The organism is Halorubrum sp. F4 (assembly GCF_027257195.1).
Classification (GTDB): Archaea; Halobacteriota; Halobacteria; order Halobacteriales; family Haloferacaceae; genus Halorubrum.
Genome location: NZ_JAPDFS010000003.1, coordinates 307,867 through 334,063, shown reverse-complemented (window position 1 = coordinate 334,063; position 26,197 = coordinate 307,867). Strand labels below are relative to the sequence as shown.

23 protein-coding genes are annotated in these 26,197 nt (G+C 68.1%); 13 read left to right on the top strand and 10 right to left on the bottom strand.

Annotated features, from left to right (window positions below):
• Window positions 1–1,710, top strand: a complete 1,710-nt coding sequence (locus tag OKW78_RS10105) for a GMC oxidoreductase (RefSeq protein WP_281195039.1) — start codon at window positions 1–3, stop codon at window positions 1,708–1,710.
• Between the two features lie 310 nt (window positions 1,711–2,020).
• Complete coding sequence (locus OKW78_RS10100) at window positions 2,021–2,821, top strand: hypothetical protein (protein ID WP_281195038.1); 801 nt, start codon at window positions 2,021–2,023, stop codon at window positions 2,819–2,821.
• A 536-nt stretch (window positions 2,822–3,357) separates the two neighbouring features.
• Here the strand turns inward: OKW78_RS10100 and OKW78_RS10095 are convergent.
• The 4 genes from OKW78_RS10095 to OKW78_RS10080 all read right to left on the bottom strand — a co-directional run bounded on the left by OKW78_RS10095 (window position 3,358) and on the right by OKW78_RS10080 (window position 7,095).
• A complete protein-coding gene (locus OKW78_RS10095) occupies window positions 3,358–4,191 on the bottom strand; it encodes an alpha/beta fold hydrolase (RefSeq protein WP_281195037.1) in 834 nt (277 codons plus the stop codon).
• Window positions 4,192–4,251: 60 nt separating this feature from the next.
• The gene (locus OKW78_RS10090) at window positions 4,252–4,701 is read right to left on the bottom strand and encodes a hypothetical protein (protein WP_281195036.1); all 450 of its coding nucleotides are present in this window, start codon (window positions 4,699–4,701) and stop codon (window positions 4,252–4,254) included.
• An 87-nt stretch (window positions 4,702–4,788) separates the two neighbouring features.
• Window positions 4,789–5,262 (bottom strand): redoxin domain-containing protein, encoded by a 474-nt coding sequence (locus OKW78_RS10085; protein ID WP_281195035.1) that lies wholly within the window; start codon window positions 5,260–5,262, stop codon window positions 4,789–4,791.
• Between the two features lie 93 nt (window positions 5,263–5,355).
• Window positions 5,356–7,095: an HTTM domain-containing protein gene (locus OKW78_RS10080; protein ID WP_281195034.1), complete on the bottom strand. Its 1,740-nt coding sequence runs from the start codon at window positions 7,093–7,095 to the stop codon at window positions 5,356–5,358.
• 181 nt (window positions 7,096–7,276) lie between these two features.
• Here OKW78_RS10080 and OKW78_RS10075 point away from each other — a divergent pair, with 181 nt between their 5' ends.
• A complete protein-coding gene (locus OKW78_RS10075; RefSeq protein WP_281195033.1) occupies window positions 7,277–8,743 on the top strand; it encodes an amidohydrolase in 1,467 nt (488 codons plus the stop codon).
• Window positions 8,744–8,819: 76 nt separating this feature from the next.
• On the opposite strand, the gene OKW78_RS10070 is transcribed toward OKW78_RS10075, so the two are convergent.
• Entirely contained in the window at window positions 8,820–9,335 is a 516-nt protein-coding gene (locus OKW78_RS10070) for a hypothetical protein (RefSeq protein ID WP_281195032.1), read from the bottom strand.
• A gap of 265 nt (window positions 9,336–9,600) precedes the next feature.
• Here OKW78_RS10070 and OKW78_RS10065 point away from each other — a divergent pair, with 265 nt between their 5' ends.
• Window positions 9,601–9,795, top strand: coding sequence for a cold-shock protein (locus OKW78_RS10065; RefSeq protein ID WP_023499165.1), 195 nt, complete (start codon window positions 9,601–9,603; stop codon window positions 9,793–9,795).
• A gap of 159 nt (window positions 9,796–9,954) precedes the next feature.
• Here the strand turns inward: OKW78_RS10065 and OKW78_RS10060 are convergent, their stop codons facing one another.
• Window positions 9,955–10,269: a 2Fe-2S iron-sulfur cluster binding domain-containing protein gene (locus OKW78_RS10060; RefSeq protein WP_281195031.1), complete on the bottom strand. Its 315-nt coding sequence runs from the start codon at window positions 10,267–10,269 to the stop codon at window positions 9,955–9,957.
• Window positions 10,270–10,430: 161 nt separating this feature from the next.
• Here OKW78_RS10060 and OKW78_RS10055 point away from each other — a divergent pair, with 161 nt between their 5' ends.
• The 4 genes from OKW78_RS10055 to OKW78_RS10040 all read left to right on the top strand — a co-directional run bounded on the left by OKW78_RS10055 (window position 10,431) and on the right by OKW78_RS10040 (window position 14,090).
• The gene (locus tag OKW78_RS10055; RefSeq protein ID WP_281195030.1) at window positions 10,431–11,729 is read left to right on the top strand and encodes a hypothetical protein; all 1,299 of its coding nucleotides are present in this window, start codon (window positions 10,431–10,433) and stop codon (window positions 11,727–11,729) included.
• A 147-nt stretch (window positions 11,730–11,876) separates the two neighbouring features.
• On the top strand, window positions 11,877–12,260 hold the full coding sequence (locus OKW78_RS10050; protein WP_281195029.1) for a DUF5611 family protein: 384 nt from the start codon (window positions 11,877–11,879) through the stop codon (window positions 12,258–12,260).
• A 221-nt stretch (window positions 12,261–12,481) separates the two neighbouring features.
• Window positions 12,482–12,964: a universal stress protein gene (locus OKW78_RS10045; RefSeq protein WP_281195028.1), complete on the top strand. Its 483-nt coding sequence runs from the start codon at window positions 12,482–12,484 to the stop codon at window positions 12,962–12,964.
• Window positions 12,965–13,109: 145 nt separating this feature from the next.
• On the top strand, window positions 13,110–14,090 hold the full coding sequence (locus OKW78_RS10040) for an ROK family protein (protein ID WP_281195027.1): 981 nt from the start codon (window positions 13,110–13,112) through the stop codon (window positions 14,088–14,090).
• An 18-nt stretch (window positions 14,091–14,108) separates the two neighbouring features.
• Here OKW78_RS10040 and OKW78_RS10035 read toward each other — a convergent pair whose 3' ends face one another.
• On the bottom strand, window positions 14,109–15,146 hold the full coding sequence (locus OKW78_RS10035; RefSeq protein WP_281195026.1) for a PrsW family intramembrane metalloprotease: 1,038 nt from the start codon (window positions 15,144–15,146) through the stop codon (window positions 14,109–14,111).
• A 210-nt stretch (window positions 15,147–15,356) separates the two neighbouring features.
• Here OKW78_RS10035 and OKW78_RS10030 point away from each other — a divergent pair, with 210 nt between their 5' ends.
• Window positions 15,357–16,871: a DUF402 domain-containing protein gene (locus OKW78_RS10030; RefSeq protein WP_281195025.1), complete on the top strand. Its 1,515-nt coding sequence runs from the start codon at window positions 15,357–15,359 to the stop codon at window positions 16,869–16,871.
• A gap of 104 nt (window positions 16,872–16,975) precedes the next feature.
• On the opposite strand, the gene OKW78_RS10025 is transcribed toward OKW78_RS10030, so the two are convergent.
• A complete protein-coding gene (locus tag OKW78_RS10025; RefSeq protein WP_281195024.1) occupies window positions 16,976–20,170 on the bottom strand; it encodes an adenosylcobalamin-dependent ribonucleoside-diphosphate reductase in 3,195 nt (1,064 codons plus the stop codon).
• A 427-nt stretch (window positions 20,171–20,597) separates the two neighbouring features.
• Here OKW78_RS10025 and OKW78_RS10020 point away from each other — a divergent pair, with 427 nt between their 5' ends.
• A complete protein-coding gene (locus tag OKW78_RS10020; RefSeq protein ID WP_281195210.1) occupies window positions 20,598–20,837 on the top strand; it encodes a hypothetical protein in 240 nt (79 codons plus the stop codon).
• A gap of 37 nt (window positions 20,838–20,874) precedes the next feature.
• Here the strand turns inward: OKW78_RS10020 and OKW78_RS10015 are convergent, their stop codons facing one another.
• Together OKW78_RS10015 and OKW78_RS10010 are read right to left on the bottom strand one after the other, a co-directional pair.
• Window positions 20,875–23,148 (bottom strand): CDC48 family AAA ATPase, encoded by a 2,274-nt coding sequence (locus OKW78_RS10015; protein ID WP_281195023.1) that lies wholly within the window; start codon window positions 23,146–23,148, stop codon window positions 20,875–20,877.
• A complete protein-coding gene (locus tag OKW78_RS10010; RefSeq protein WP_281195022.1) occupies window positions 23,145–23,396 on the bottom strand; it encodes an Hsp20/alpha crystallin family protein in 252 nt (83 codons plus the stop codon). Before OKW78_RS10010 ends, OKW78_RS10015 begins: the two co-directional genes overlap by 4 nt.
• 256 nt (window positions 23,397–23,652) lie before the next feature.
• Here OKW78_RS10010 and OKW78_RS10005 point away from each other — a divergent pair, with 256 nt between their 5' ends.
• The 3 genes from OKW78_RS10005 (at window position 23,653) to OKW78_RS09995 (ending at window position 26,194) form a co-directional block, all read left to right on the top strand.
• Complete coding sequence (locus OKW78_RS10005) at window positions 23,653–24,432, top strand: alpha/beta fold hydrolase (protein WP_281195021.1); 780 nt, start codon at window positions 23,653–23,655, stop codon at window positions 24,430–24,432.
• Window positions 24,433–24,848: 416 nt separating this feature from the next.
• A complete protein-coding gene (locus OKW78_RS10000) occupies window positions 24,849–25,592 on the top strand; it encodes a DUF2391 family protein (RefSeq protein ID WP_281195209.1) in 744 nt (247 codons plus the stop codon).
• 155 nt (window positions 25,593–25,747) lie between these two features.
• Window positions 25,748–26,194 (top strand): Hsp20/alpha crystallin family protein, encoded by a 447-nt coding sequence (locus OKW78_RS09995; protein WP_281195020.1) that lies wholly within the window; start codon window positions 25,748–25,750, stop codon window positions 26,192–26,194.
• Window positions 26,195–26,197 lie beyond the last annotated feature (3 nt).

Sequence of the window (26,197 nt, the reverse complement as noted above, 5' to 3'; positions counted from 1 at the left end):
ATGGTCGACGCCGAGTACGACGCCGTCATCGTGGGGGCAGGCGGGGACGGTCCCGTAGCGGCTTGGAAACTCGCGGAGGCGGGGCTGTCCGTCCTGCTACTGGAGGCCGGGCCGTTCCACGGCAACGAGCAGTGGCCCGACCCACACGGGGATCCGGGCGCCGAGGCGTCCTCCGACGTCGACGACCTGAGCGGCGAGCTGCTCGACGAGCAGTTCACGACTCGCGAGTTCGAGATGGTGAACCGGCTCTTCTTCGGGCCCGCCGACGAGAATCGAGGGATCTGGGCGCGGAAGTTCCCGGGCGACGGCGCGATCCTCCAGTGTGCCGGCGTCGGCGGCACGACGCTTCACTACACCGGCTGTCACCCGCGGGCGTATCCCGCGGCCATCGACGAGCAGGGCCACTGGCCGATCGACTACGCGGACCTGCTACCGTACTACCGGGAAGTGGAGGAGCTGTGCGACGTACAGCCGGCCCCCGTCACCGCCAAGGAGGAGCTGTTCTTCCGGGGTGCGGCGGCCGCGGGGTGGGAGTTCATCGACGAGATGAACGTCACGTCCCCCGGCTACCGACCCCAGCCCAACGCGATCAGACGCCCGGATCGGCGTCTCCACGTCGACGGCGACTACGACGGGGAGTTCACGTATCCGGACGTGACGGGCCACACCCTCGGGCTCGGCGAGATCACCGGCAACCCGCATCCGCGGGGCGCGCCCTTCGAGGAGAAGGCCAAACGCGCGAGCAACGTCACCTTCGTCCCGGCGGCGATGCGGACCGGCAACGTCACCGTCCGCCCGAACGCGTTCGCCGTCGACGTGACGACCGAGACCCCTCTCGGCGACACCCCGACCGCCACGGGCGTGACGTTCCGGGACACCTGGTCGGGAGCGACGACGACCGTCGAGGCGGAGGTGGTCGTCCTCGCGGCCGGTGCCATCGAGACGCCGCGCCTCTGGTTGAACGCCGACCTTCCGGACGAGGAGTGGGTCGGCCGCGGCCTGACCCTCCACTTCGGGGACAACGTGATGGGGCTGTGGGATGCCGACGACTTGGAGGCGACGCTCGGCAAGCCGACGGTCGACCAACACGAGGGACAGAACATCGCGGCCCGGTTCGACTATCCGGGGCTCGGCATGCTCCAGACGGTCGGAACGACGCCGGGTGTCGGTGCGATCCTCGGCTTCGGCGCCAGCGCGTCGGGGTTCGCCTTCCAGCACGACACCGAGGACGCGCCCTGGGACACCATGGGTCGGCTCGCCGGACCGGAGCTCAAGCGACTCCTCTCGGACTACCGCCGGATGCTCCCGGTGCTCGTCGTCAGCGACGACCGCCCCCTGAAACGGAACGGCGTGACCGTCCAGGACGGCGCGGAGGACGAACACGGCCCCATCCCGCTCGTCAACTACACCCCGAGCGAGGCGGACCGCAAGCGACGCGACGAACTGGCGGAGATCGCGGCGGAGATCCTTCGCGAGGCGGGGGCGTCACACGTCCACCGCTCCGATTCCCCGCCGACGGCGCTACACCTCCACAGCACGATGCGGATGGGGAAGGTCGTCGACGAGGCGTGTGAAGCCTACGCGGTCGACCGCCTGTTCGTCGCGGACCACAGCGCCCTCGCCAACGGCGTCGGCGGTCCGAACCCGACCAACACGGGACAGGCGCTGGCGGCTCGGACCGGCGAGAAGATCGTGGACCGATACTTCTGAGTCGTGTCCGAACCGCTCCGGATCCGCCGTTTATCGACTTGAAAGGGTTTTAAGCTCCGCGAGCGGATCGGTCTCGCCATCGCGTTCAAATCCGGGAGGCGACATACCTCTTCTTTCCGCCTCGGGTGCGCAAGCTCGCCACTCGGTGTCGCCAGAAATCGAAAATCTCTGGCTGGCGAACGAGACACATCGTGTCTCGTTAACGCAAAAAGCTAGGTGAAAAAAGCCGGAGCCTCGCTACGCTCGTCGTGGTATAATGTCCGCAGACCGGTAGAAAACATTTATATTAGCCGCGGCAACCGAGATGTCAATGAAGAGACGTGCCCTCCTCGCCGCCCTGTCAGGTTCGCCGCTACTGCTCTCCGCTGGTTGTACCTCGGACGAGACAGACGAGTCGAATACCTCGGACGACTCAGATACCCCGGAAAGTACGGATACTTCGGAAGATCCGGATGCCTCGACGAAGGCTTGCGGTGCTGTGGAGATTACCGAAGCGTCTGTCTCGGTGGAGTATCAGTGTGGCACCGGGGAAGCAAGGATGGGACGTATCGAGGGACAGGTCGAAAACTGCAACGAGGAGCTGACGCTAGAAATCATCGACGATGGTGAGACTGTCGACGAAGTCACGTTCGAGCCGACCGAACAGCGGTTCTCGGTCGGGTTCGGCGAGGGGCCGGGACAGCTACGGTCGATCCCCACACGAGGTGATAAACGCGTGCAGATCCGTGGGCCGGACGGCGAGAGTCGTACCGAGGCGACCCTTGACGTCTCGCACTATCTGGATTCACCGAACCTGGATGTCTGGCGGTCACAGATCGAACGGGAGACGGTGTCAGTCGGTGAACCCGTGACGGTGACGTTCAGTATTGCGACCTTCGGCGGTAGTGCCTCGTTTACCGCCGCCCTCCTGGTCGATGGTGAGGCAGTAGCGACCCGGGACGGGACGGTCGAAGGGGGAGTAGACTGCCAGAACGCAAGCGGCCCGGAATACGAGTTCACACGGACCTTCGACAGTCCTGGGACGTACGAACTGACGGGCCGGATAACGGTTGATGACTCCTCGCAAGGGGGCGATACCCAGGCGATCGGAACGGTGATAGTGACCGAGTGAACGAGCACGTCCCCGGCTCAAATCCGGGAGGCGGCATTCGGATCCTGCGCGCTCACTCCGTATGGATTCTGACGCTGTACTTGGATCCTAACGCAATGAAACGTCGATCGGTTCTCATCGGGCTCGGTGTCGCCGGTGGCATCGGTTGGGTCGGATACGACCGATCTCGATCCGGTCGAGAGGGTCGATTCCACTGGCGACAGATGGCGGTCGACGCTGGCGGAGAACCGGGATCGTTGGTCATATTCACCGAATCGCGAGAACCTGATGGAACGGTGAGCCATACGATTCACAGTGAGTATGCGGACGCATTCGACGACGGCACGCACGTCTCAAACGAACTCCACCGTTCCCTCAAACGCGAGTTCGGTTCCGACGAGCCCTATTACGTGATTCGATATGAAGGCCATGACTGTAACGGAATCCCCGGCGACGAGGGGGGCGATGCTGTCGAAGTATCGTTGGAGGCGTTCAACGACATTCAGATCGGTGATTGTGTTGACAGATTGGTTCGGTTTAGCGAATCCTCTCGCAAATCATTCCCCGGTGACCCGCTTCGCGAACTCGCGAAGCTCCCGGTCGAACCGCTCCGGATCCTCGAGGAACGGCGAGTGGCCGACCCCGTCGTAGATGGAGACCTCGCCGTCGGGTACGAGGTCGGCGTGATGGCGAGCGGCCCGTGGACGGACGATCCGGTCCGCGGACCCGTGAACGAACAGCGCCGGGACGTCCAGTTCGCGGAGGGTATCGGCGTTCGCGCCGGTTCGAGCCTGGAGCGCCTCCCGAACCCGCGGCGGACACCGCGCGTTGTACCCGAGCATGAGGTGGTACTCCCTCGGTGACACCGGTTCGGCGGTACAGATGTCGAGGAACCGGCGGAGGGAATCCACGCTCGCCTCGGCGTCGCGGGTCTCGAGGTCGTCGAGCATCGCGGCGAACTCCTCGCCGGCGATCTCGGCCGCGGCGTCGGTCCCCTTCTCGGTGATCGCCCCCACGAGGACTGCCCCGGCCACGTCGTCGGATCCCTCGACGGCGAGATAGTCGGAGACGACGAGTCCGCCGTACGACCAGCCGACGAGAACCGGATCGTCGGTCGCCAGCTCGTCGATCACGGCGCGAAGGTCGGCGGCCCAGAGCTCCGGGTCGCGATATCGCTCACTGCCGGCGGGCTTCCCCGAATCGCCGTGACCACGGAGGTCCGGCGCGAGGAGGCGGAACTCCTCGGCCAACGTCCCGTCGAACTGCTCGTACCAGCAGAGCCGCGACTGCGAGTAGCCGTGAACGAGCAGGATCGTCGGCGCGTCCGGCGGGCCCGCGGCGTCGACGCGTAGTTCCGTCCCTTCACCGCCGACGACCGTGTGTGACTCCATGCCGATGGATGTGGATACGGGGGTATATACGTTGGCGGCCGACGGTCGAGCCGTCGGCTGCTACCGCCGCCGCAGGACGCGACCGAACAGCAACGGCGCGACGAGCAGGGCGACCGGGACGACGATCCACACCCGCCCCGCGAACACGTCGTACTGTCCGAGCGTCACGGAAACGGGCGTTCCCTCGACGTATCCGACGAGAAACTCGAAGCCGACGGTCAGGGCGACCCAGCAGACGCCGATGATCGCAAGCTCCCGCCGACGGTAGTCGATCGACGTCGACCGGAAGAAGCCGTACGCGACGACGAGGATCGCGGCGACGAGCAGGGCCGTACTGACGACGTGTGCGACGTGCTCGCCGAGCCACGAGACGAGAAGCGTCTCCCTGAATCCGCCGTTGAGGACGGCGATGACCGCCATGAGCACCCAGACGGCGAACGGTCGACCGAGCACGCGGACCCGAATCCGGTCCGTCCGGTCCTCTTCCTCCCGCGTGGCTCGTGAACGCATTCCGATTCCCGTCTCGCTACGCGCTGAAAAAAGCGTGTCGGGGAGAGAACGCGCTCGATGCCGGGAACGCCTACGAGAACCCCTCGATCAGGCCGATTCGACGGCCTCGAGCAGCGCGTCGTAGTCCGGTTCGTTCGTCGGGTCGTCGGCGACCCACTCGTAGGTCACGGTTCCCGCGTCGTCGAGGACGAAGACCGCCCGGTTGGCGATCCCGTAGAGCCCGAGGTCGGCGATGTCCATCGAGAGCCCGTACGCCTCGATCGCGTCGCCGTCCATGTCGCTCACGAGGTCGAACGCGAGGTCGTACTCGTCGGCGAAGGCACCGAGCGAGAACGCGGAGTCGGCGCTGACCCCGAAGAGGGTCGCGCCGGCCGCCTCGAGGTCGTCGTACCGTTCCTGAAGCGCCACCATCTCGTTGCTACACGGCGGCGTGAACGCACCGGGGAAAAAGGCCAGGACGACCGGACCGTCCCCGAGGTGGTCCTCGAGGTCGAACGTCTCGTGGTCTGAACCCCTGTACGTCGCGGTGAACGTCGGTGCGGTGTCGCCGGTCGAGACCATGTCCGATCGAAGGCTCGTCCCGTCCTAAAACCTGTCGCGGTCGTGCGGATGTGCCGGTCCCCGCGGCGTCGATCGAGCCTCCCGGTCGCGCCGTCAGCTGGCCGAACAGTCGCGTTCGATCACGATCTGTCGACCGGGGTCCTCGTACTCGCCGTCGATCGGACTCCGCTGGTACACCTCGTAGACGGTCACCCGATCGACGGGCGCGTCGTGAACCTCCTGGGCTCGTTCGCACACCCAGTCGGCGTAGCTCTCCGCGATCGCCCCGTCGGGTCCGGAGCTATCGACCGCCGACATGAACTTCCGGTGTCGGAAGTTCGGGTACTCGGCGGCCGGGTCCGGCGGTCGGTCGAAGGTGAGCTCCTCGCCGCCGAACGCGTTCGCCATGGACCCGTTCGCGAGGTACGCTCGCGAGGGATACCAGCTGTACGACTCGGTCGGATCGGGCGCGTACAGTCCCCACTTCTGTTGATCGAGGTGGTCGTAGTCGATCTCGTCGGGCACGTCGTAGTCGCCCACGGTGGCCGCGCTGAACACCAGCATCCAGACCAGGACGCAGAAACCCAGCACGGTCAGAAGCGACCGCCCGTACGCGATGGCGTAATCGGACGCCTCCCCGTACCAGCCCTCCCGATCGGGGTCGAGGATCCGCCGCTCGATCGGGGGTCGTCCGAGCGGCCCGAGCGCCGCCGCTGCCGCCGACGGCGACGGGAGTCGCTCGATCCACGCCGAGGGCACGCGACGGGAGAGCACGTCCCAGAAGACGCCCGGCATGAACGGGAGCATCGCCGTCATCAAAAGCAGCGGGAACAGCCCGACCGCCATCGTCAACAGCATCCCGACGAACGCGCTGGCGTACGTGAACGCGGCCACCATCCGGACGCGGCCGACGGTCGCCAACAGGAACAGCGCGGAGCCGGAAAGCAGCGTCACCCAGCCGTAGTTGAGAAGCGTCAGGAGCGTCGGGAAGTCGACGACGACCTTGCCGAGCGCGGTCGTCATCACGTCGTTGTGTAAGGCGATGGAGAGGCCGTCGCCGGCGTACCACTCCTCGCCGGCGTGTTTCGCGATCGCGTTCGAGGTGAACACCACGACCGGCTGGGCGAGAAGCGCCGCGGTCCCGAAGCTCGCGACGGCCGTCCGGGCCGACCCGCGTCGAAGCGCGTCGATCGACCACCGCTCGCCGAGCGGCGTCACGAGCGCGACGGCCAGCAGGACTCGGAACAGCCGATCGCCGCCGTTGAGCACGGCGGGGTTCCGCGCCTGAAGCGAGAACAGGAGCAGCAGGGAGACGACCCCGACCAGCCGCGTCCGGTAGCCGAGGAGGAACGCGACCGCGAACGCGCCCGCGACGACGAACAGCAGCTGTTGGAACCAGAGATCGCCCGAGAGCGCGTGGAGCGACACCCCGGTGTACTGCCCGTAGGTCGCCTCGTAGGCGGCCACCGGATAGACGCCCGCGTCGGTGTAGAACAGCTCGAGGTCCTGCGAGCGATGGAGGAGATCGATCAGGATCACGAGCCCGAGCGCGATCCGGACGGCGGCGAGCGACCGGGTGTCGACCTCGAACCGCTTCCGAACCCGGTCACGGACCGGCGACAGCCGTTCCCACGCGCGTATGAGACCGTTTCCGGCGGACGCGGGAGTCCCTCCGGCGGCTGCGGACGTCTCTCCGTCATCGGAGCCGACCTCGTCGCCGTCGGCGGTCGCTTCGACGCCGTCGTCGCCGACGGCGAACTCTCCCGGGTCGTCGTCACCGACGGCGGACTCTTCGGGGTCGTCGTCGCGGTCATCGCCGGCATCGTCGCCGGACGTGGGGTCTCGTGACGGCATTCGATGTGGATCGGACGAATCGTCGAAGCTCTCGACGGGGCTCCGTCCGACTGGCTGGAGTGTGGCGCAGGCGCTATGTATATTTGTTGGGACCGCAGTCGCGGGATTCCCGCCACGCCAGTCGATCCGCTCGCCTCGCCGCGTCCGAACCCTTTTTCATGCGCCTTCGCCATCCGTTGTCATGGAACTCGAAACGGTGACCGACGCGGTCGAGGACCGACGCGACGAGCTCACCGAGCTCGCCCGCGACATCTGGGAACACCCGCAGACGGCCTTCGAGGAGACGTACGCGGCGGATCGGCTGATCGGCGTCCTCGCGGAGCGCGGCTTCGACGTCGAGGTCGGCGTCGGCGACGTCGAGACCGCCTTCGTCGCCCGGTACGGCGAGGACGACCCGGTCGTCGGCACGATGGGCGAGTTCGACGCGCTTCCCGGCCTCTCACAGCGTGCGAGCGCGACGAAGGACCCGATCGAGGAGGGCGGAAACGGCCACGGCTGCGGCCACAACCTCTTCGGTGTCGGGTCGCTCGGGGCCGCGCTCGCGATCGCCGACGCGATCGACGCCGGCCTCGAGGGCTCGGTCGTTTACGCCGGAACGCCGGCCGAGGAGGCCGGAGCCGGCAAGGTGTACATGGCCCGCGGGGGCGCGTTCGACGACGTCGACGCGATGGTCTCCTGGCATCCGGGGTGGTACAACGCGCCCACGAAGGGGTCGTGTCTGGCGGTCGATGGCTTCGAGGTGACCGTCCACGGCGAGTCCTCGCACGCCGCCGCCTCGCCGGAGGCGGGTCGGAGCGCGCTCGACGGGCTCCAGCTCCTCAACACGGCCGTCGAGTACATGCGCGAGCACGTCCCCGACCCGGTCCGGCTCCACTACGTGATCACCGAGGGCGGCGACGCCGCGAACGTCGTGCCGCCGGAGGCGACGGGCGAGTACCTCGTTCGCGCGCCGAGCCGCGACCTCGTCGAGGAGGTCTCCGCGTGGTTCCGCAGGGCGGCCGAGGGCGCGGCGCTGATGGCGGACGTCGACGTCGAGGTCACCAAGACAAGCGGGATCTACGGCGTCCGGCCGAACGAGACGCTCGGCGACGCCGTCCGCGAGACGATGGACGACCTCGGCTCGTTCTCGGTCGACGACCCGCTCGCCGACGAGCTCAGCGACGCGCTCGGGAACACGTCCGATCAGATCGCGGCGTTGCCCGAGGAGTACCGCGAACGCGCCGCCGAGAACGCCTACTTCACCGAGCCGATCGACGCGCTCGACGCGGGAACGACGGGGTCGTACTCCACCGACTCCGGCGACGTGAGTCAGCTCGTCCCGCTGGGTCGGATGACGACGGCGACGTGGCCCGCCGGGACGGCCCTGCACTCCTGGCAGGCGGTCGCCGCCAGCGGTTCGACCGGAACCGAGGGCATGCTGTACGCCTCGAAGGCGATCGGCGGGACGCTCCTCCGGCTGCTCACCGACCGCGACCTCCTCGCGGAGGCCGTCGCCGAGTTCGAGGAACGCGGCGGCGCCGACGAGTACGAGTCGGCGATGCCGGCCGACGCCGACCCCTACGAGCTGCTCGGCGTCGAGCGTCCCGACTTCGACCCGACCGCGGACGTCGAGCGGGAGGCGGCCGCCGGACCCGCGGACGACGACTGAGATTCTCGCGGAGATCCGTTCGGGCGCCGGCTCGTTCGGGCGCCGGCTCGCTTGGGTGGCTCCGCTCGCCCCCGACTCACTCGCCCACGGTCGCGGCGACGATCCCGACGGTCTGGCCGACGCCGACGACGCCGAGGGCCGCGGCGGTCGTGGTCGGCGAGGGGGCGACCGCGACGCCCCCCGCCCCGACGACACAGCAGGCCGCGCTGACGTCGTAGGCGCGGGCCGCCCGTTCGACCCGCCGGCCGGTGTCCGCCAGTCCGACCGCCGGAAGCAGGATCCACCCGTACAGCGCGATCGAGAGGAGCGGACCCGCGGGGAGCGCGATCGCGCCGTCGAGCGCGAGGAACCCGGCGACCCCCGCGAGCGTCACCGGCGTGCCCGCGAGGATGACGAGCTTCCAGACGCGCAGGGCACCCGATCCCATCTCGTCCCACGATCCGACGAGGAACGCGACGAGCAGGACGCTCATGACGACGTGGGCGACGAACAGCGCGTGCGTGCTGACGGCTCCGAGGACGGCACTCGCGGCCACGAGCCACGCGGCCGGCACCAACAGCGCGGGACCGTTCTCGCGGAGGGTTCGGAACACGACCGCGGGATCGGTCGCGATCGGATATAAACGTCCGCGTCGCCCCCGGCCGCTCGCCCTCGACCTCCCATCCCCGGCGATCGACCGCGTCGGATGCCGGCCGCGAGCCGAACCGACGGGTCAGTCGATTTCGTCCGATAAAACCGCTGAAACGGTCACCGATATCGAAAAACACGACACATACTACAAACGATCGTCGACCGATGGTCGTGTTAACTGTACACTCGCAAGTCTTATGCCGTCAACCGGCGTGTATCTAAATGCAATGGCGACAGGAAAGGTTGATTTCTTCAACGACACTGGCGGCTACGGTTTCATTTCGACTGAGGACGAGGACGACGACGTGTTCTTCCACATGGAGGACGTTGGCGGTCCGGACCTCGAAGAGGGTCAGGAGCTCGAGTTCGACATCGAGTCCTCGCCCAAGGGTCCCCGCGCGACGAACGTCGTTCGGCAGTAAACCGGATACCGAAGCGGGTCGTCCGGCTGACGCCGAACACGGCTCCGACACGCGAAAACGAGTTTCTTTCCCGCGGTGCGGACTCACGTCCGTCGCGGGCTGTTATCGACCGTCGAGCGACGGCGATAGGCGATTCGTCGTGGGGATATCGACGACTTCTCAGACGTGCTGGCCCCAGAGCCCGCGCCCCTTCGTCACCTCGACGTCGCCCTCGACGCGGGTCTGACACGCGAGCCGGACGTCGTGGCTCGGATGGTGCGGCGGGAGCCAGAGCCGGGCCTTCTCCCTGCGACCGGCCTCGCTGACCTCGCCGTCGACCTGGACCGCACAGGAGCCGCACTGTCCCAGCCCGTGACAGTTGAGCGTCCGGGTGGCCCCGTTGTGTACCGGGAGACCGGCCTCCCGCAACACGTCACGCAGGACGTCGCCCTCCTCGCACTCGATCTCCTCGCCTTGGTAGTACACGGTCGGCATGTGTCGTCGTCCCGTACGTGGCCGAGCCTCAAAGGTGCTGGTGTGTCACGGTCGTCGTCGGCCCCGAACCGCTCGCGTCGTGCTCCGAGCGTCGCACGGCGTGCGCCGGGCGTCGGACGCCGACGGGGCGTTTTTTACCCTCGGCACCGCAGGGTGGTGTAATGGGACTCAGGTGTCTGCTCGGGCACGACTTCTCGGAGCCCGAAATAGAGCGCGAGCGCGAGGAGGACGGCGAGGAAGTCGTCACGACCGTCAGGGAGGTGAAGACCTGCGCTCGCTGCGGCGAGACGCAGGTCGTCAGCGAGAACACCGAGGTCACGACGATGAAACAGCTGACCGACCAGGCGACGAGCGGGGAGGCGTCGTCGACCGGGCCGATCGACCCGCCGGAACGGACCGAGCCGACCGGATCGGCGGACGGGCCCGGCGGCACCGGGACAGCCACGGAGCCGTCGCCCGACGCCGCCGGAACGGACCGAAGTCCCGACATCGACTACGGTGGCGCGACTGCCGACGTCGACGTCGGCGGTCCCGACGGGGACGACGCGGAGATACTCGACGAGACGTCCACCGCGGCTGACGTCGACCCGGGAGACTCGGAGTCGCAAGGTCCCGCTCGGACCGACGACGCGCCCGCCGCCGCTGCCGCCGACGAGCACGGAGTCGCGGTGGACGACGAAGGGGCGGAGCTGATCGACGACGGACCGTCCGAGGATGCGGCCGACGGATCGACCGACGATTCCCGGACTCCGTCGGATCCGGTCGATCCATCGGACGTGGACGACGCAGTCGACGCGGACGACGCGCCCGATGGAGTCGACGCGTCCGCGGACTCCGCGGCCGGCTCCGGCGACTTCGCCGGCGACCGCGATCGCGCCGCCGAGGGATCCGGAAACGCCGAGAACGCCGCGGACGACGACGGCGTCATCCTCGACGACGGGGACGACGCGGGGGCCACGGACGACCGCGACCGTGGCGAGTGGCCGGAGGTCGAGGCGGACGACGACGCGACGTTCGAGGGGACGCCCTGGCCCGAACAGCAGGGCGAAGACGAGGGGTTCGACGCCGAGGTCGGCGGCGACGGCGACAGCGGCGTCGAGTTCGGCGGCCTCACGCCCGAGACCGCCCAGCCGACGACGGAGTCCGCGGACGCGGAGTACGTCGAGCCGGCGGGGCGGGCGTCCGGGTCCGCGGGCATCGCCGTCGACGACGAGTCCGACGATGCGGTCGGCGACTCCGGCGAGGAGTCGGGAGCTCTCGGCGATGGATCGACCGGTCCGGGCTCCGGGATCACCCGAGAGGAGGACCCGGCGCTCGAGACCGCGGGATCGCGCGAGACGCCGACGGAGTACTACTGTCCCGAGTGTGGAATGACCGTCGAGTCCGACGGGAGTTCGATGCGAGCTGGCGACATCTGTCCCGAGTGTAAACGCGGCTACGTCGCGGAACGGCCGCGATAGTCGCCCGGTCGGTTCGCCGGGCAGCTCGCTCCGTTCTCCACCGTTTTCGCCGTCTCCTTCCTCGCCGTTTCGAGCCCTGAACCCGCCACGTGACGCCAGTTCTCCGTGACGAAACTGGTTTACGCGCCCCTGTCGAACGGTCGCAGCATGAAGCAGTACAAGATGCGCCGCGGTGAGCATCTCGACGAGCGCATGCCGGACCTCAAAGGCTCCATCGAGGAGTATTTCGGACGGGTCACCGGCACCGAGGAGTACGACGGTCACGAGCTGTACGTGGTGGAAGAGCCCGACAACCCCGTCTTCGAACGGATCGTCGCGGGCGCGGCCGAGTACGGCGGCAAGAAGGACAAGCTCGCGGTCCACTTCGAGGAACGTCCGGCCGAGGACGTCATCGCCGAGGGGAACGCCGACGCCGCCGCCGACGCGGTCGACGCGAAGAACGAGTTCCTGCTCGAGGCCACCGGTCGCGACGCCAAGTCACGGCGCGACTCGCTGAAACGCGAAGTCGAGGACGACGCGCCGGACTACTGAGCTCCCGCTAGCTCCTGGATCTCCTCCCTTCTCGCCGTCGATCGTCGATCGTCGAGCGGTGCGTTCGTTCCGATCATCGCGAACGCGTGTCGTTCGCCCGTCTCGCCGAGTCGCCACTCCCGCTCTCCCCGTCTCCCGCCCGTTTCATCCTGTAATGAATATTAATTCGATATTGAGTTAAAAATCAGTACTCTTAATGCTACGGGCCGCCAACGGGAGGTATGAGCATCGAAACGATCCTGTTAGCGGTCGGTAGCGAGGACGAGAAGCGAACCGAACGACTCGCCGCGGAGGCGACGAGCGTCGCGAAGCCCACCGGGGCCACGGTCGTGCTCGCACACGTGTTCGACGACGACGAGTTCGACGAGGTCCGGTCGAACCTCGGCGTCGACTCGGAAAGCGCGGGCTCGACTCCGGACGCGGTCGCGAAACGCCACACGACCACGCGAACCATCTCCAAGGCGCTCACGGAGGCGGGCGTGGACCACGCCGTCCGCGGCGCGGTCGGCGACCACGCGGACGAGATCGTCGAGCTGGCCGAGGACATCGACGCGGATCGCGTCGTCGTCGGCGGTCGACACCGCTCGCCGACCGGCAAGGCGGTCTTCGGCAGCGTCGCTCAGGAAGTGATCCTCTCCGCGCCGTGTCCCGTGACGTTCGTGCGCGAGGAGCCGACCGAGTCGAAACGCCGCGTCGCACCCTGAGACCCGTCCCGATAGCGCTCTTCTCGTGCGGATACGTCGACGAGAGGCGGCAACGAGCCGGTGACGAGCCCGCGGTGCGCCCCGGCCGTCGCGACACCCGACGGAACCGTCCCGATTAAGTGGTAACGGGAACCTCTTTCCGCCGATGGCTTACTACGTGGGCGTCGACCTCGGCGCGACGAACGTCCGCGCGGTCGTCGGCGACGAGACGGCGACCGTGCTCGGCTCCGACGCGCGCGGGACCCCCCGTGGCCCGACCGGCATCGCCGTCACCGAGGCGGTGTTGAGCGTCGTCCGAAACGCGTGTGCGGAGGCGGACGTCGACCCGGACGAGGTCCTCGCCGCCGGGATCGGCTCCATCGGCCCGCTCGACCTCGCGGCCGGCGTCGTGTTGAACCCGGCGAACCTCCCGGACACCGTCGAGCGGATCCCGCTCGTCGGTCCGGTCTCTCGGCTGCTCGACACCGAGGAGGTTCACCTCCACAACGACACCAACGCGGGCGTGATCGGCGAGCGGTTCCACTCCGAGCGCAATCCCGACGACATGGTGTACCTCACCGTCTCCTCGGGGATCGGCGCCGGCGTCGCCGTCGACGGCAACGTCCTCTCAGGGTGGGACGGCAACGCCGGCGAGGTCGGCCACATGACCGTCGACCCCCACGGGTTCATGACCTGCGGTTGCGGGCTCGACGGCCACTGGGAGGGATACTGCTCAGGCAACAACATCCCGAAGTACGCCCGCGAGCTCCACGAGGAGGACCCGATCGAGACCGCGCTCCCGATCGAGGACCCGGACTTCTCCGCGGTCGACGTCTTCGAGGCGGCCGGAGAGGACGTCTTCGCGGACCACGTGATAGACCAGCTCGCCCACTGGAACGCGATGGGCGTCGCGAACGTGATCCACGCGTACGCGCCCCTCGTCGTCAGCGTCGGCGGCGCGGTCGCGCTCAACAACCCCGAGCGCGTCCTCGATCCGGTGCGCGAGAAGCTCGCGGACATGGTGTTCATCAACGTCCCGGAGATCCGCCTGACCGACCTCGGCGACGACGTCGTCGTCAAGGGGGCGCTCGCGAGCGCGCTCACCGGCGGGACCGGCGACCGCTCCCGCGTCGAGTCGCCCCCCTAGCGGACCGTCTTCGACCGACTACTCCTCGAACTCGTCCCGCTCCGGTGTCGCCTCCGGACCGCGCCCGTCGCCCGTCGCGCCGCCCGTCTCCGTGGCCTGCGTCGCGAGGTACACCTCCCGATAGCGTCGGAGCTTCCGCACCAGGAGATACCCGAAGAAGCCCTGGAAGACGACGACGAAGACGAAGAGCGCCGGCACCTGCGGGAGCCCGGAGACCGAGGAGACGACGACGGTGGCCGGTCCCACGAGCGTGTTGTACAGCGCGTGGATCGTCGCCGCGATCACGAGCCCCTTGATCACGATCGGGCCGCGGTTCTCGGGGTTGAACTTCGCGAGCCCGAGGTAGTATCCCGCGAACGCGGAGTAGACGACGTGGCCGGGGCCCGCGAGCGCGCGGAGCGCGGCGATGCCGTCGCCCGCACCGAGCGCCGCGAGCCCGAGCGAGAGCTCCGTCATGTCGACGTTCCGTGCGATGTACAGCAGGTTCTCGATGACGGCGAAGCCGAGCCCGGCGATCGCGCCGTACACCGCGCCGTCTATCACGGCGTCGAACCGGGCGTCGGTGTAGGCGTACAGCCGCACCGCGAGCAGCTTCACCGTCTCCTCTATCGGGCCGACGACGACGAAGAAGAAGAGCACGAGCCCGAGGAAGCCGAGCGGTTCGAAGAGCGGACGGGCGACGCCGTTGAGGACCGCCGCGAACGTCGCGGTCAACACCGACAACAGGAACGTCGCGACCAGAAGCGAGAGCGGCTCGCCGGTCGTGACGTCCGAGACGTACACGTACGCGGCGAGCCCGAACGCGGGGACCGCGGACAGCGCCAGGAGCGCGGCCATCGTCGGGTCGAAGAGGAGTCCCGCGCCGAACGACCCGAAGATGGTGAGGAGAATGATCCCGGCGAGGAGGACGACGAGTGCCTTCGCCGAGCGAGTGAGGAGCCAGTACAGCGCGACCGAGAGCCCGTCGAGGGAGGTCCGCTCCTCCCACGTGGCGACGTCGTAGAGGTCCCGACCCTCGTCGTCGGCCCGCTGGACGGGGTCCGACCGTGAGTCCATGCCGCCGAGTTCGTCCCGATCCGACTTAATGGGTCGCCGTCGGGAGAACGTTGCCGGCGGCCACGTTCGGAACGGTCCGTCCGGTCGGCTCCCGATTCACCCGAGTCGACACCGGTGATTCAAGCGGTCGGGGCCGAAATCCCTCGACATGGACGCCGATGGACGACGCTGGAACGCGATCGAGACGCGAGCGAACCGGGGTGGGGCGGCGTGAACGCGCGGGTTCGCGGGATCTACGCCACCGCGCTGACGAGACTCCTGCTCGAGGCCGACCACGCCGTCGTCGACGCCTCGCGGCCGATCCGTAGCCGATTCGACGCGACGTTCCCCGCCGCTCCGCCGGACGCGACCGTCTCCACGACCGAGAACCGACAGGGCGTCGGCGTCGCCGGCGATCCGAACGCCGTCGCGACGCTCCGGGACCTGCTCGCCGACGTCGGGATCGACGCCCTCGCGTGGACCGACCCGACGCCGGTCGGGACCGTCCTCGACGGCGAGGTGACGGAGACGCTCGGGGGCGGCGCGGTCGTCGACCTCGCCGTCGGGGCCGCCGACGGAAGCGGGACCGACGCCGACTCCCCGGACGACGGGCTCGAATCGGGCGAATCCGTCGAGGGATACCTCCCATACGACCGCGTCGACGCCCGGATCGAGACCGGCGATCGGGTGCGAACGCAGGTGACGTCGTCGTCCGCGCCCTGGGCGTCGCGTCGACCGGAGCTGGACACGGAGCTGCGGGTCGGGGCGGGACTCGTCACGCTGGAGCCCGGCTCGGGGACCCGCGTCGACGTTCGGAACGACGAGGCGGCCCGCGAGCTGGCGGGGATGACCGACCTCCTCGGGATCGAGCCCCCGGACGGGTGGCGCGCGGTCTGGGGCCCCGCCGCGCTCGACGCCGACATGGACGAACTCGAGGCGGGACTGGAACGCGCCGTTTCCGACGCCGATCGGCTCGTCGAGGCGGTCGGAGCCGCCGACGTTGGCGGTTCCGCGGTCGACGGGATCGGCCTCCTCACGGGATCGTCCGCGATGCGATCCGAACCGCTCGCCCGACCGAACGCCGGCGTGTGGGTCTGGTTCGGTCGCGAGTCGCGCTTCGCGCTCGATTCGGTCCGCCGGGAGGTGACCGCGACGATGCCCGGCCATCACCGGATCAAGGCCGGCTCGGGGTCGGCGTCGGCGGGCGTCGACTTCGCCGAGGCGATCTGTGACCCGGACCCCGACGCCGACTTCCCCTTCGCCGCCGTGTGTGACTCCTTCGGCCCGACCGAGGGTGGCCGGCTCCGGCTCGAACACGGCAAGCCCGACGGCCGGCTGATCACTCTCGGCGAGGGCGACGTGACCGGGATCGACGACGACGGGTCCCTCACCGTCGAGCGGGAGATGACGCCGGGCGGGCGCTACGACGAGCTCGGCACTCGCAGGGAGGCCGGCGACGTCGCGGTGACGAGCCTCAAGGAGGGCCGATGGTGGTATCCCACCACCTACCGCGGCTCCGACGGGACCGTGAAGGGGACCTACGTCAACGTCTGTACACCCGTCGAGGTGTTTCCGGAGGCCGCCCGCTACGTCGACCTCCACGTCGACGTGGTCAAACACGCCGACGGAACGGTCGAGCGCGTCGACGACGACGTCCTCGACGCGTCCGTCGCGACCGGTGATACTTCCGAAGCGCTCGCCGAGAAGGCCCGAGGCGTGGCCTCGGCGCTGGAGAACGCGCTATGACCTCCTCCGACTGAACGGTACCGAGTCCGTTCCCGCCGTCCTCTCGTATGTCGTGGAAACACACGGAGGAAGCCCACGATCTCAGTCGTGGGAGGGGCCCGACCTCAACACTCGGACCAGCCGCACGACTCGCACGTCTTGCAGCCCTCCGAGAAGTAGAGGTTCATCCCGCCGCACTCGGGACACTCGGGCGATTCGCCGGCCGCGATGAGGTCCTGTGTGACGTCGCCGTCGTCGGCTCCCGGACCGGTCAAGGGTCCGGCATCGCCCGGTGATTCGGCCGAACTCCCGCCGGCGACCGCGCCGCCGTCGGTCTGGCTCTGCGGGTCGGCGACGGCGTCCGAGTCCACCGCGTCCGCGGTCGCGTCGTCCGCCTCCGCCGTGTCGCCCTCGACGTCGTCGAGGCTCTGCTGTTGGGGGATCCCCTTGTCGATCTCGTCGTCGAGATAGCGACGGAGCGCGGTACCGATCGCGTCCGGGATCGACTGGATCTGCTCGCCCTTGTCCCAGGCGACCTTCGGGCTCCGGGTGCCCTGGAGCTCGTCGACGATCTCCTCGGGATCGACCCCGGAGCGGAGCGCGGTCGAGATGACCTTCGCGAGCGCCTCCGTGAAGGAGTTGGTGTAGCCGCCGGAGTGGCCGATGTTCGCGAACAACTCGAACGGCCGGCCGTCCTCGTCCTCGTTGATGGTGACGTACAGCTTGCCGTAGCCCGTCTCGACGCGCTGGGTCACGCCCGACAGCGAGTCGGGGCGGGGCCGGGTCTCCGTGTAGTCGACCTCCGGTCGGTCCGCGGACTCGAGAAGCGCCGATATCTCCGTGTCGACGGCCGCCTGGACGTCCTCGTTGTCGAGGAACGCCTCCAGACCGCCGAACACCTCGCGGATCTGCTCGACGATCGTCTCCGCGGCCTCCGACTCGTCGGCGAACTCCGTGTTCTTCGCGCGGGTGGTGAGCACCTGCTTCGAGCGGGTGCCGTCGCGGTAGACGGTGACGCCCTTTCCGCCGTGGTCGTAGATGTAGCGGTACACCTCCTCCATGTCGGCGGCGGTGGCGTCGTTCGGGAAGTTACACGTCTTCGAGATGGCCGAGTCGACGCCCTCCTGACACGCACACTGGACCGCGGCGTGTTCGATCCCCGAGAGGTCGCCGGTGACGACGAACAGCTCGCCGATCGCCGCCGGAACCGTCTCCAGTCCCTCGACGCCGTCGAACTCGTTCGCCGCCATCTGTTCCTGCGCCTCGCGCTTGACGGCGTCGACGTCGACGTCGTTCGCCTCCAGCGTCCGCAGGAAGTAGTCGTCGAACTCGACGAGCATCTCGTCGCCCTGCACGTCGTCGGAGACGTTCTTGTAGAACGCGACGTTGTAGATGGGCTCACAGCCGCCCGTCGTGTTGCCGATCATCGACGTGGTTCCCGTGGGCGCGATCGTCGTCGTGTTGTGGTTGCGGATCGGGAAGCCGTCCGCCCACTCGTCGGCGTCGAGCCCCGTGTGGTGTTCGAACCACTCGCGGTACTCGGTCGGGTCCGCGTACTTCGAGTCGGCCCAGTCGTCGAAGACGCCGCGTTCCTCGGCGAGCTCGTGGGAGGTGCGCTTCGACTCGTGGTTGATGTGCGTCATCAGCTGGCGGGCGATCTCGTTGCCCTCCTCCGAGCCGTACCGGACGCCGAGCTGGACGTACAGCTGGGCGAGGCCCATGACTCCGAGACCGATCTTCCGCATCTCGCGGACCTTCCGCTCGATCTCCTCGACCGGGAAGTCCGACATCGTGACGACGTTCTCCAGGAACCGCGTGCCGTAGGCGATCCGGTCGTCGAACTCCCCGAAGTCGATCGCCTCCTCGAGGAAGGCGTCGACGGCCGCCTCGTGGGAGTCGTACTCGTCGCCGTGCTCCTCGTTCCAGACGCGCCAGTCGGGCGCGTCGAGCGACGCCAGCGTCGAGAGGTTGATGTGGCCGAGATTACACGCCTCGTACTCCTCGAGCGGCTGTTCACCGCAGGGGTTCGTCGCGAGGATCCGGTGGTCCGGGTTCTCCTCCACGTCGAAGGAGTGTTCCTTGTTCACCCGTTCGAGGTAGATGACGCCGGGTTCGCCGTTCTCGTAGGCACCCTCGACGATGTGGTCCCACAGATCGGCGGCCGGGACCGAGAGGACCTCGCCGACCTCGACGTGCTCGCCGAGGTCGAACATCTCGTAGAGCTCCTTCGTCTCCGGGGTGGCGACGTGGGGCTCCTCGGTGCGGGGGTTGGTGAAGGTGAACTCCTCGCCCGCGTACAGCGCCTCCATGAAGTCGTCGGTGACGCCGACGCTGATGTTGAAGTTCGAGAGGTGGCCCTCCACGGCGTTCCGGAGGTGTTCCGGTACCTTTCCGTCCTCGTCGATGAGACCGCGAGCCTCCTCCAAGGCGTCCGAAAAGGAGTTGTGCGTGAAGTCGTCCGGGTCGTTCAGTCGCAGCGTGTGCGCCAGCGAGACGTCCTTGTTCTTCGCGTGGATGAACTGGATGACGTCGGGGTGGGAGACGCGCATGACGCCCATCTGTGCGCCGCGGCGCGCACCGCCCTGGGCGATCGTCTCGCACATCTGGTCGAAGGTCCGCATGAACGTGATCGGTCCCGAGGCGATCCCGCCGGTGGAGCCCACCGCGTCGCCGTAGGGGCGGAGCTTCCAGAACGCGTATCCCATGCCGCCGCCGCTCTGGAAGACTTCTGCCGCCTCCTTGGCGGTCTGATGGATGTCCGTGATGTCGTCGCCCGGAGAGTCGACGAAACACGCCGAGAGCTGCTGTAGCTCGTCGCCGGCGTTCATCAGGGTCGGCGAGTTCGGCATGAAGGAGAGCGATTCCATGCCCTGGCGGAACGTCTCCGCGGTCTCTTCGACGTGTTCCCGGACTCCGTCGGGAAGCTCGGGGACGACCGTCTCGTACGCGAACTTGTTGACGTTGTGCGCCGAGAGCGTCGTCTCCGCCTCGTCGTCGGCGGTGACGCCCGCCCCGAAGACCTCCCCGGCGAGCTCGTCGCGACGCGGGTGGTCGGGCTTGAGCTGGTCGGGCGTGACGGCGATCTCGACGTCCCGCTTTTCGGCCTCGAAGACGGCCTCCGCGAGCGCGACGTTGCGCGCGACGCGGTCGAACAGCTCCTCCTGCTCCTCGGCCGGGTTCCCGTCCGCGTCCTTTCGGAGGTAGCGGGCGGGGAGGATGTTGTGATACGCGTTGGCCGTGAGACGGTCCTCCATCGTCTCGCCGGTGGTGCGTTTGATCGGCAGTTCGAGCTCGTCCGCGGAGACACCGTCGCTGCTCATTCGACGGTCACCCCGCTCGGTTGGTGTGGAATATGGATCATCTGTAGTGTTGGTGTACTGGCGAGGCGGGCCCTTGTACGTTCGGATGTTCGGACCCGATGGGCATCTATATGTCCGATTCGTTATGTAACGTCCGTGCCGCGCGTCTGACGCCGAATTCGGGTACGTCGGAAACGAACGGGGTCCGAGCACATAAGGGTAGTTAGACCGGAGTGAAACTGATGTGAATTCGCCGATATCGAGGTACGTGGACGGTCTCGCATTCGAACAAGAGGGGGGTTGAGAGACGGGTCGTTCGTCGAAAAAACGGACCGATATCGTGTTCGTGGCCGCTCGACGGGTGACGACGTGTCGACACCCACCACGGTACGTATCACGAACGTGTTAATTTCGGCGGTCGGATCGCCGGACGTCGGCCCACAAGCTTATACCCAGGGTCGCCGTGCTCCCGGACATGACCGCTCCGCTCGCCGCGAACGCGATGTCGGTACCGCTTCAGGCCGGGATCCTCGCCAGCCCGATGGGACAGTTGCTCGTCGCGCTGGTGGCCGTCGCGGTCGTGATCGTGCTCGGGAAGTTCGTGTTGAAGCTCGCGTGGCGGCTCGTCACCATCGGGATCGTCGTCGTCGCCGCGCTCTTCCTGCTGTCGACGGCGGGAGTGATCTGAAACCCGAAAAAGCGTTCGTGGTGGAAGCGACGACGGCCTACTGGAACGCGCCGAACTCGGCTTCCGCCGGGTCGTCGACCTCAGAGCGCTGGAACTGCTTTTCGATCTCCTCGTAACGCTCCCGGGTCTCGGGAGTGACGCTCGGGTTCACCTCCTCTAAGGCGTCCTCGAAGTGCTGCATCGTCACCCGGACGTTGCCGACGGACTCGCCGACCTCCTCGCGCGGGACGCTGGCGATGAACTCCCGGGAGGCGTTCATCGACGCCTCGCGGGCCACCGCCTCGAGGTCAGCACCGACGTACCCCTCGGTCTTGCGCGCGATCGCGTCGAGGTCGACGTCGTCCGCGAGCGGCTTCTCGCGGGTGTGGACCTCGAGGATCTTCCGGCGACCCTCCTCGTCGGGGACGGGGACGTGGACGTGCCGGTCGAGCCGACCGGGGCGGAGCAGCGCCGAGTCGATGAGGTCCGGCCGGTTCGTCGTCGCGATGACGACGACGTCCTCCAGCGATTCGAGCCCGTCGAGCTCGGTCAACAGCTGGGAGACGACGCGCTCGCCGACGCCCGAGTCGCTCGTGTTGCCGCCGCGTTCGGTCGCGATCGAGTCGATCTCGTCGAAGAACACGATCGTGGGCGCGTTCTCGCGGGCCTTGCTGAACACCTCGCGGACGCCCTTCTCGGACTCGCCCACGAACTTGTTCAGCAGCTCGGGCCCCTTGATCGAGATGAAGTTCGACTCGCTCTCGTTGGCGACCGCCTTCGCGAGCAGGGTCTTCCCCGTTCCGGGCGGACCGTACATCAGGACGCCCTTCGCGGCCGCCATGTCGAGCTGGTCGAACACCTCGGGGTACTCGAGCGGCCACTGGATCGTCTCGCGGAGCCGCTCTTTGGTGTCCTCGAGTCCGCCGACGTGGTCCCAGGTGACGTCCGGCACCTCGACGAACACCTCACGGAGCGCGGAGGGTTCGATCCCCTTTATCGCCTCCTTGAAGTCGCCCTCGGTGACCTGGATCGAGTTCAACACGTCCGCGTCGATCTCGTCGCTCTCGAGGTCGAGTTGCGGGCGGATCCGACGGAGCGCGTGCATCGCCGACTCCTTCGCCAGCGACTCGAGGTCCGCGCCGACGAAGCCGTGGGTGTTCTCGGCGTACTCGTCGAGGTCGACCCCCTCGGTCAACGGCATGTTCCGGGTGTGGACCTGGAGGATCTCCTTGCGGCCGTCGCGGTCGGGAACGCCGACCTCGATCTCGCGGTCGAACCGGCCGCCCCGCCGGAGCGCGGGGTCGATCGCGTCGACGCGGTTCGTCGCGCCGATCACGACGACCTCGCCGCGCTCCTCCAGCCCGTCCATCAGGCTGAGCAGCTGGGCCACGACGCGGCGCTCCACGTCGCCGCCGGCCTCCTCGCGTTTGGGCGCGATGGAGTCGAGCTCGTCCATGAACACGATCGCGGGGGCCTCCTCGGTGGCCTCCTCGAACACGTCACGGAGCTGCTCCTCGCTCTCGCCGTAGTACTTCGACATGATCTCCGGACCGGAGATCGTGTGGAAGCTCGCGTCGATCTCGTTGGCGACCGCCTTCGCGATCAGGGTCTTCCCCGTCCCCGGCGGGCCGTGGAGCAGGACGCCCTTCGGCGGGTCGATGCCGAGCCGCTTGAACAGCTCGGGGTGGCGCATCGGCAGCTCGATCATCTCGCGGACCTGCTCGAGCTCGTCGTCGAGCCCGCCGATGTCCTCGTAGGTGACGTCCGGTGCGCCGTCGGCGGCCGCGCCCTCCGGCGCGCCCGCGCCGCCGACGATCTCCTCCGCGGGCTTCTCCGAGATCTCGATCTCCGTCGAGTCGGTCACCACGACGGTACCCGACGGCGAGGTGCCCGCGACCTTCAGCGGGACCGCCTGCGACTGTCCGCCCATGAAGCCGAAGCCGAGCGGGAGCCGGACGTTCTGGCCCTCGGTGACGGGCTGGCCGCCGAGCTCGCGGCGGATCAGCGCGTCGATGTTGCCGCGGATCCCGAGCCGCTGGGGCAGCGCGATGGTGATCCGGTCCGCGGGCTCGACGTCGACCTGTTCGATCGTCACGCGGTCGTCGATGCCGACGCTGGCCTCCTGGCGGAGCTTCCCGTCGATGCGGACCACGCCGGTGCCGTCGTCCTCGGGGTACCCCGGCCAGACGCGGGCGATGGCGGCCCCCTCGGAGCCCTCGACGCGGATGAAGTCGCCGCCGGAGAGCCCGAGCTCCTCGGCCGCGACGCGGTCTATCGCCGCGAGTCGGCGGCCGGCGTCCTTCTGTTTCAGCGGTTTGACGGTGAGCTTCATCGGTCGCCCTCGATCGTCAACACGCCGTTCGTCACCGAGACGTGCTCGGCGGTCCCGGGCAGTTCGAACTCCGATTCGGCCGGCTCGCCGTCACCCTCGATCACCACGATCGCCGTGTCGCCGACGGTGTCGACGCTGATCGCCTCGTCGTCGACGCCCACGTCGGCGGCGACGACCCAGCCGTCGTCGTATTCGTACCGGCGAAGAAGCGAACCGTCGCCGACCGATCGGGTCTGTCTGGTAGTCATCCTAACCACAAGTTAGGTACGAAAGTATTTAAACTAATCGGATAAAATCGCATGACGTGAGAATATATGCCGCCGAACGGTAGTATTGCGGTTCGGACCGGTTCCGTCGCCGACGGGAGGCTCGTTTCGGCGGGAGCCTCCCGTTGAACCGGCCCAGTGACCGCGGCCGTTCCCGGTTCGATCGTCCTCGCTCTCTCCGGTTCGATCGTCCGTAGCTTCAATCCCTCGCGCGTACGAGAACTAGGGATAGGACACCATGGACCGGGCCACCCACCACGGCCGCGGCACCGCCTACCGCCGCTTCGACCGCGGCGGCGACGGACCGACCGTCTGTTTCGTCCACGGGAGCGGCGGGAACGCGGCCATCTGGAAGGCACAGGCTCGACTGAGCGACCGCTTCCCCGTCGTGGCGCTCGACCTCGCCGGCCACGGCGAGAGCGACGACGCTGGGACGACCGCGGGAACGGCGACCCTCGACGCCTACGCCGACGACGTCGTCGCCGTGGCGGAGACGGCCGACGCCGACGTGCTCTGTGGCAACTCGCTCGGCGGGGCCGTCGCGCTGTGGGTCGCGCTCGAACGCGACCTCGCACTCGACGGACTCGTTCTCGCGGGCACGGGCGCGAAGCTGGCGGTTGGAGCGGGGCTGTTGGACGCGCTCGCGACCGACTTCGACCGGGCGGTGTCGCTGCTCCACGAGCCCGGCCGGCTGTTTCACGACCCGGGTCCCGAACTCGTCGATCCCTCTCAGGCGGCGATGCGCGCGTGCGGGCGGGAGACGACGGAACGAGACTTCCTGACCTGTCACACCTTCGATGTCAGGGATCGCCTCGACAACATCGAAGTCCCGTCGCTCGCGGTCGCCGGGGAACACGACGAGCTCGCTCCCCCGGCGTACCACGAGTACCTCGCCGATCGGATCCCGAAGGGCGAGTACGCCGAGATCGACGACGTCGCCCACCTCGCGATGCTCGAACGCCCCGCGGCGTTCAACGAGTCGCTCGCGGGGTTCCTCTCGCGACTCTCGGAAAAGTAGAGATCGGTCCGCGGAAGCGGTCGATCACGTTCGGGGAAAACACCCTCGCGCCGGGAAACACTGCCCGGCGCGCGTTTCGGCCGTCAAAGCGGTTCGGGTACGTCTCGACCGTCGATGATCCGGGCGCCTCTCGTTAGTCAGCGCGATGCGGTGCGGTCGTCGGTGCGGTACCGTTCGTCGATGCGATCCCGTTCGTCGGTGCGATGCCTGTCGTCCGAGCGTTTCCGGGTCGTCAACGCGGTTCGGTGCGGTCGTCGGTGCGATACCGGTCGATCTGCCGAGTCGGCGGTATGACGGTCACCAATCGCTTCGGTACTCACCTCGTGGTTCATGTTATCATGCCACAATACATAAGTCTTCGCCGCGCGTTCTCTCACCGGACGGTACGTTTTTGTCTCGATGTGTCCGAGCAACGGATCATGGACAGTGACGCTCCGGATCGACGGTCCGGGGAGACGGATCCGGGAGATTCCGAAGGGATCGGTCCGGAAGACGGCGAGAACTCGTCAACCGAACGGACCGACGGCGAGGACGTCCACGGTCCCGCCGAGCCCGACGTCGACGACCTGCTCGCGAAGCTCGACGCGCTCAGCGACACGGTCGACGATCCTCACGAGCGGGAGAAGGTCAGACAGACCATCTCGCTCGTCGAGCGGATGCCCGGCAGCACGGCGTTCGCGGAGCGGATCACCAAGTACACCTCACGGGACATGGCCGAGTCGTTCGTGGGTGCGGTGCTTTTCGCGCTCCCGCTTCTCGTGGAGGGCGGCGTCTTCGAGATCGCGGCGTGGTTCGCGGCGACGACGGTCGCGGGAGTCCCCGTCCTCCTCTTCGCTCACGTCGGATTCGTCTTCGCCGCGGTCGCCGGTCTCCTCTACTTCGCCGACTTCCGGCAGATCGCGATCCGCCATCCGATATTCGGATTCATTCCACGCCGGTACGCCGGCGTCCTCCTCGTGTCCCTGATCACGTCCGCGGTCATGCTGCTGTTCTGGGGTCGGCTCCACGAGGGCGATCCGACGCCGCTCGAACAGGCGGGTCGGATCGCGGTCGTCTGGGCCGCGGCCGCGTTCGGTGCGGGGCTCGGAGACATCCTCCCCGGCGAATCACAGGGAGAGGACCTCGGGAAGTTCGACCTCGACATCGGCGACGACGACTGACGAGCGGTCGACGGGCACCGATGAGCGATCGGTCGAGGGGATCGGCCGTCCGACCCGGTAGAGACGACGGCGATCCGCCCGCTGCGGCGAGGCGATCGCGCGGCAGAACCCGTCCTTTCCACACCTTTTTCGCCGGGGAAACCGTACGACGTTCCATGTCAGCGCTACGCGACGCGCTTCGGGACCTCCCGGACGCGGTGTTTGCGGATCTGCTCGAGTCCGACGACGGGTACGTCCTGCTCGTCGACCTCCCCGGCGCGACCGCGGGGACCACGGAGGTGCTCTTCGAGGACGGTCGGATCGTCATCGAGGCCCGTCGCGAGAAGTCGACGCCGGAGGGGTTCCGCTACGTCCGGGAGGACCGGCCGCTGTTCCTCGACGCCGAGCTCCCGCTGCCGCCGGACGCCGACGGTGACGACGCCGACGCCGAGATGGACCGCGGCGTCCTCGAGGTGACCCTGCCGAAGCGCGCCGACGCCGACTCCCGCCGGATCCCGATCGAGGGAAGCGACGACGGTGACGACGGCGGTGGTGACGACGGCGACGCCGGTGCGACGACGGACGGAGGAAGGACGGGAACGGACGGGCCGGACGACGCCTGACGG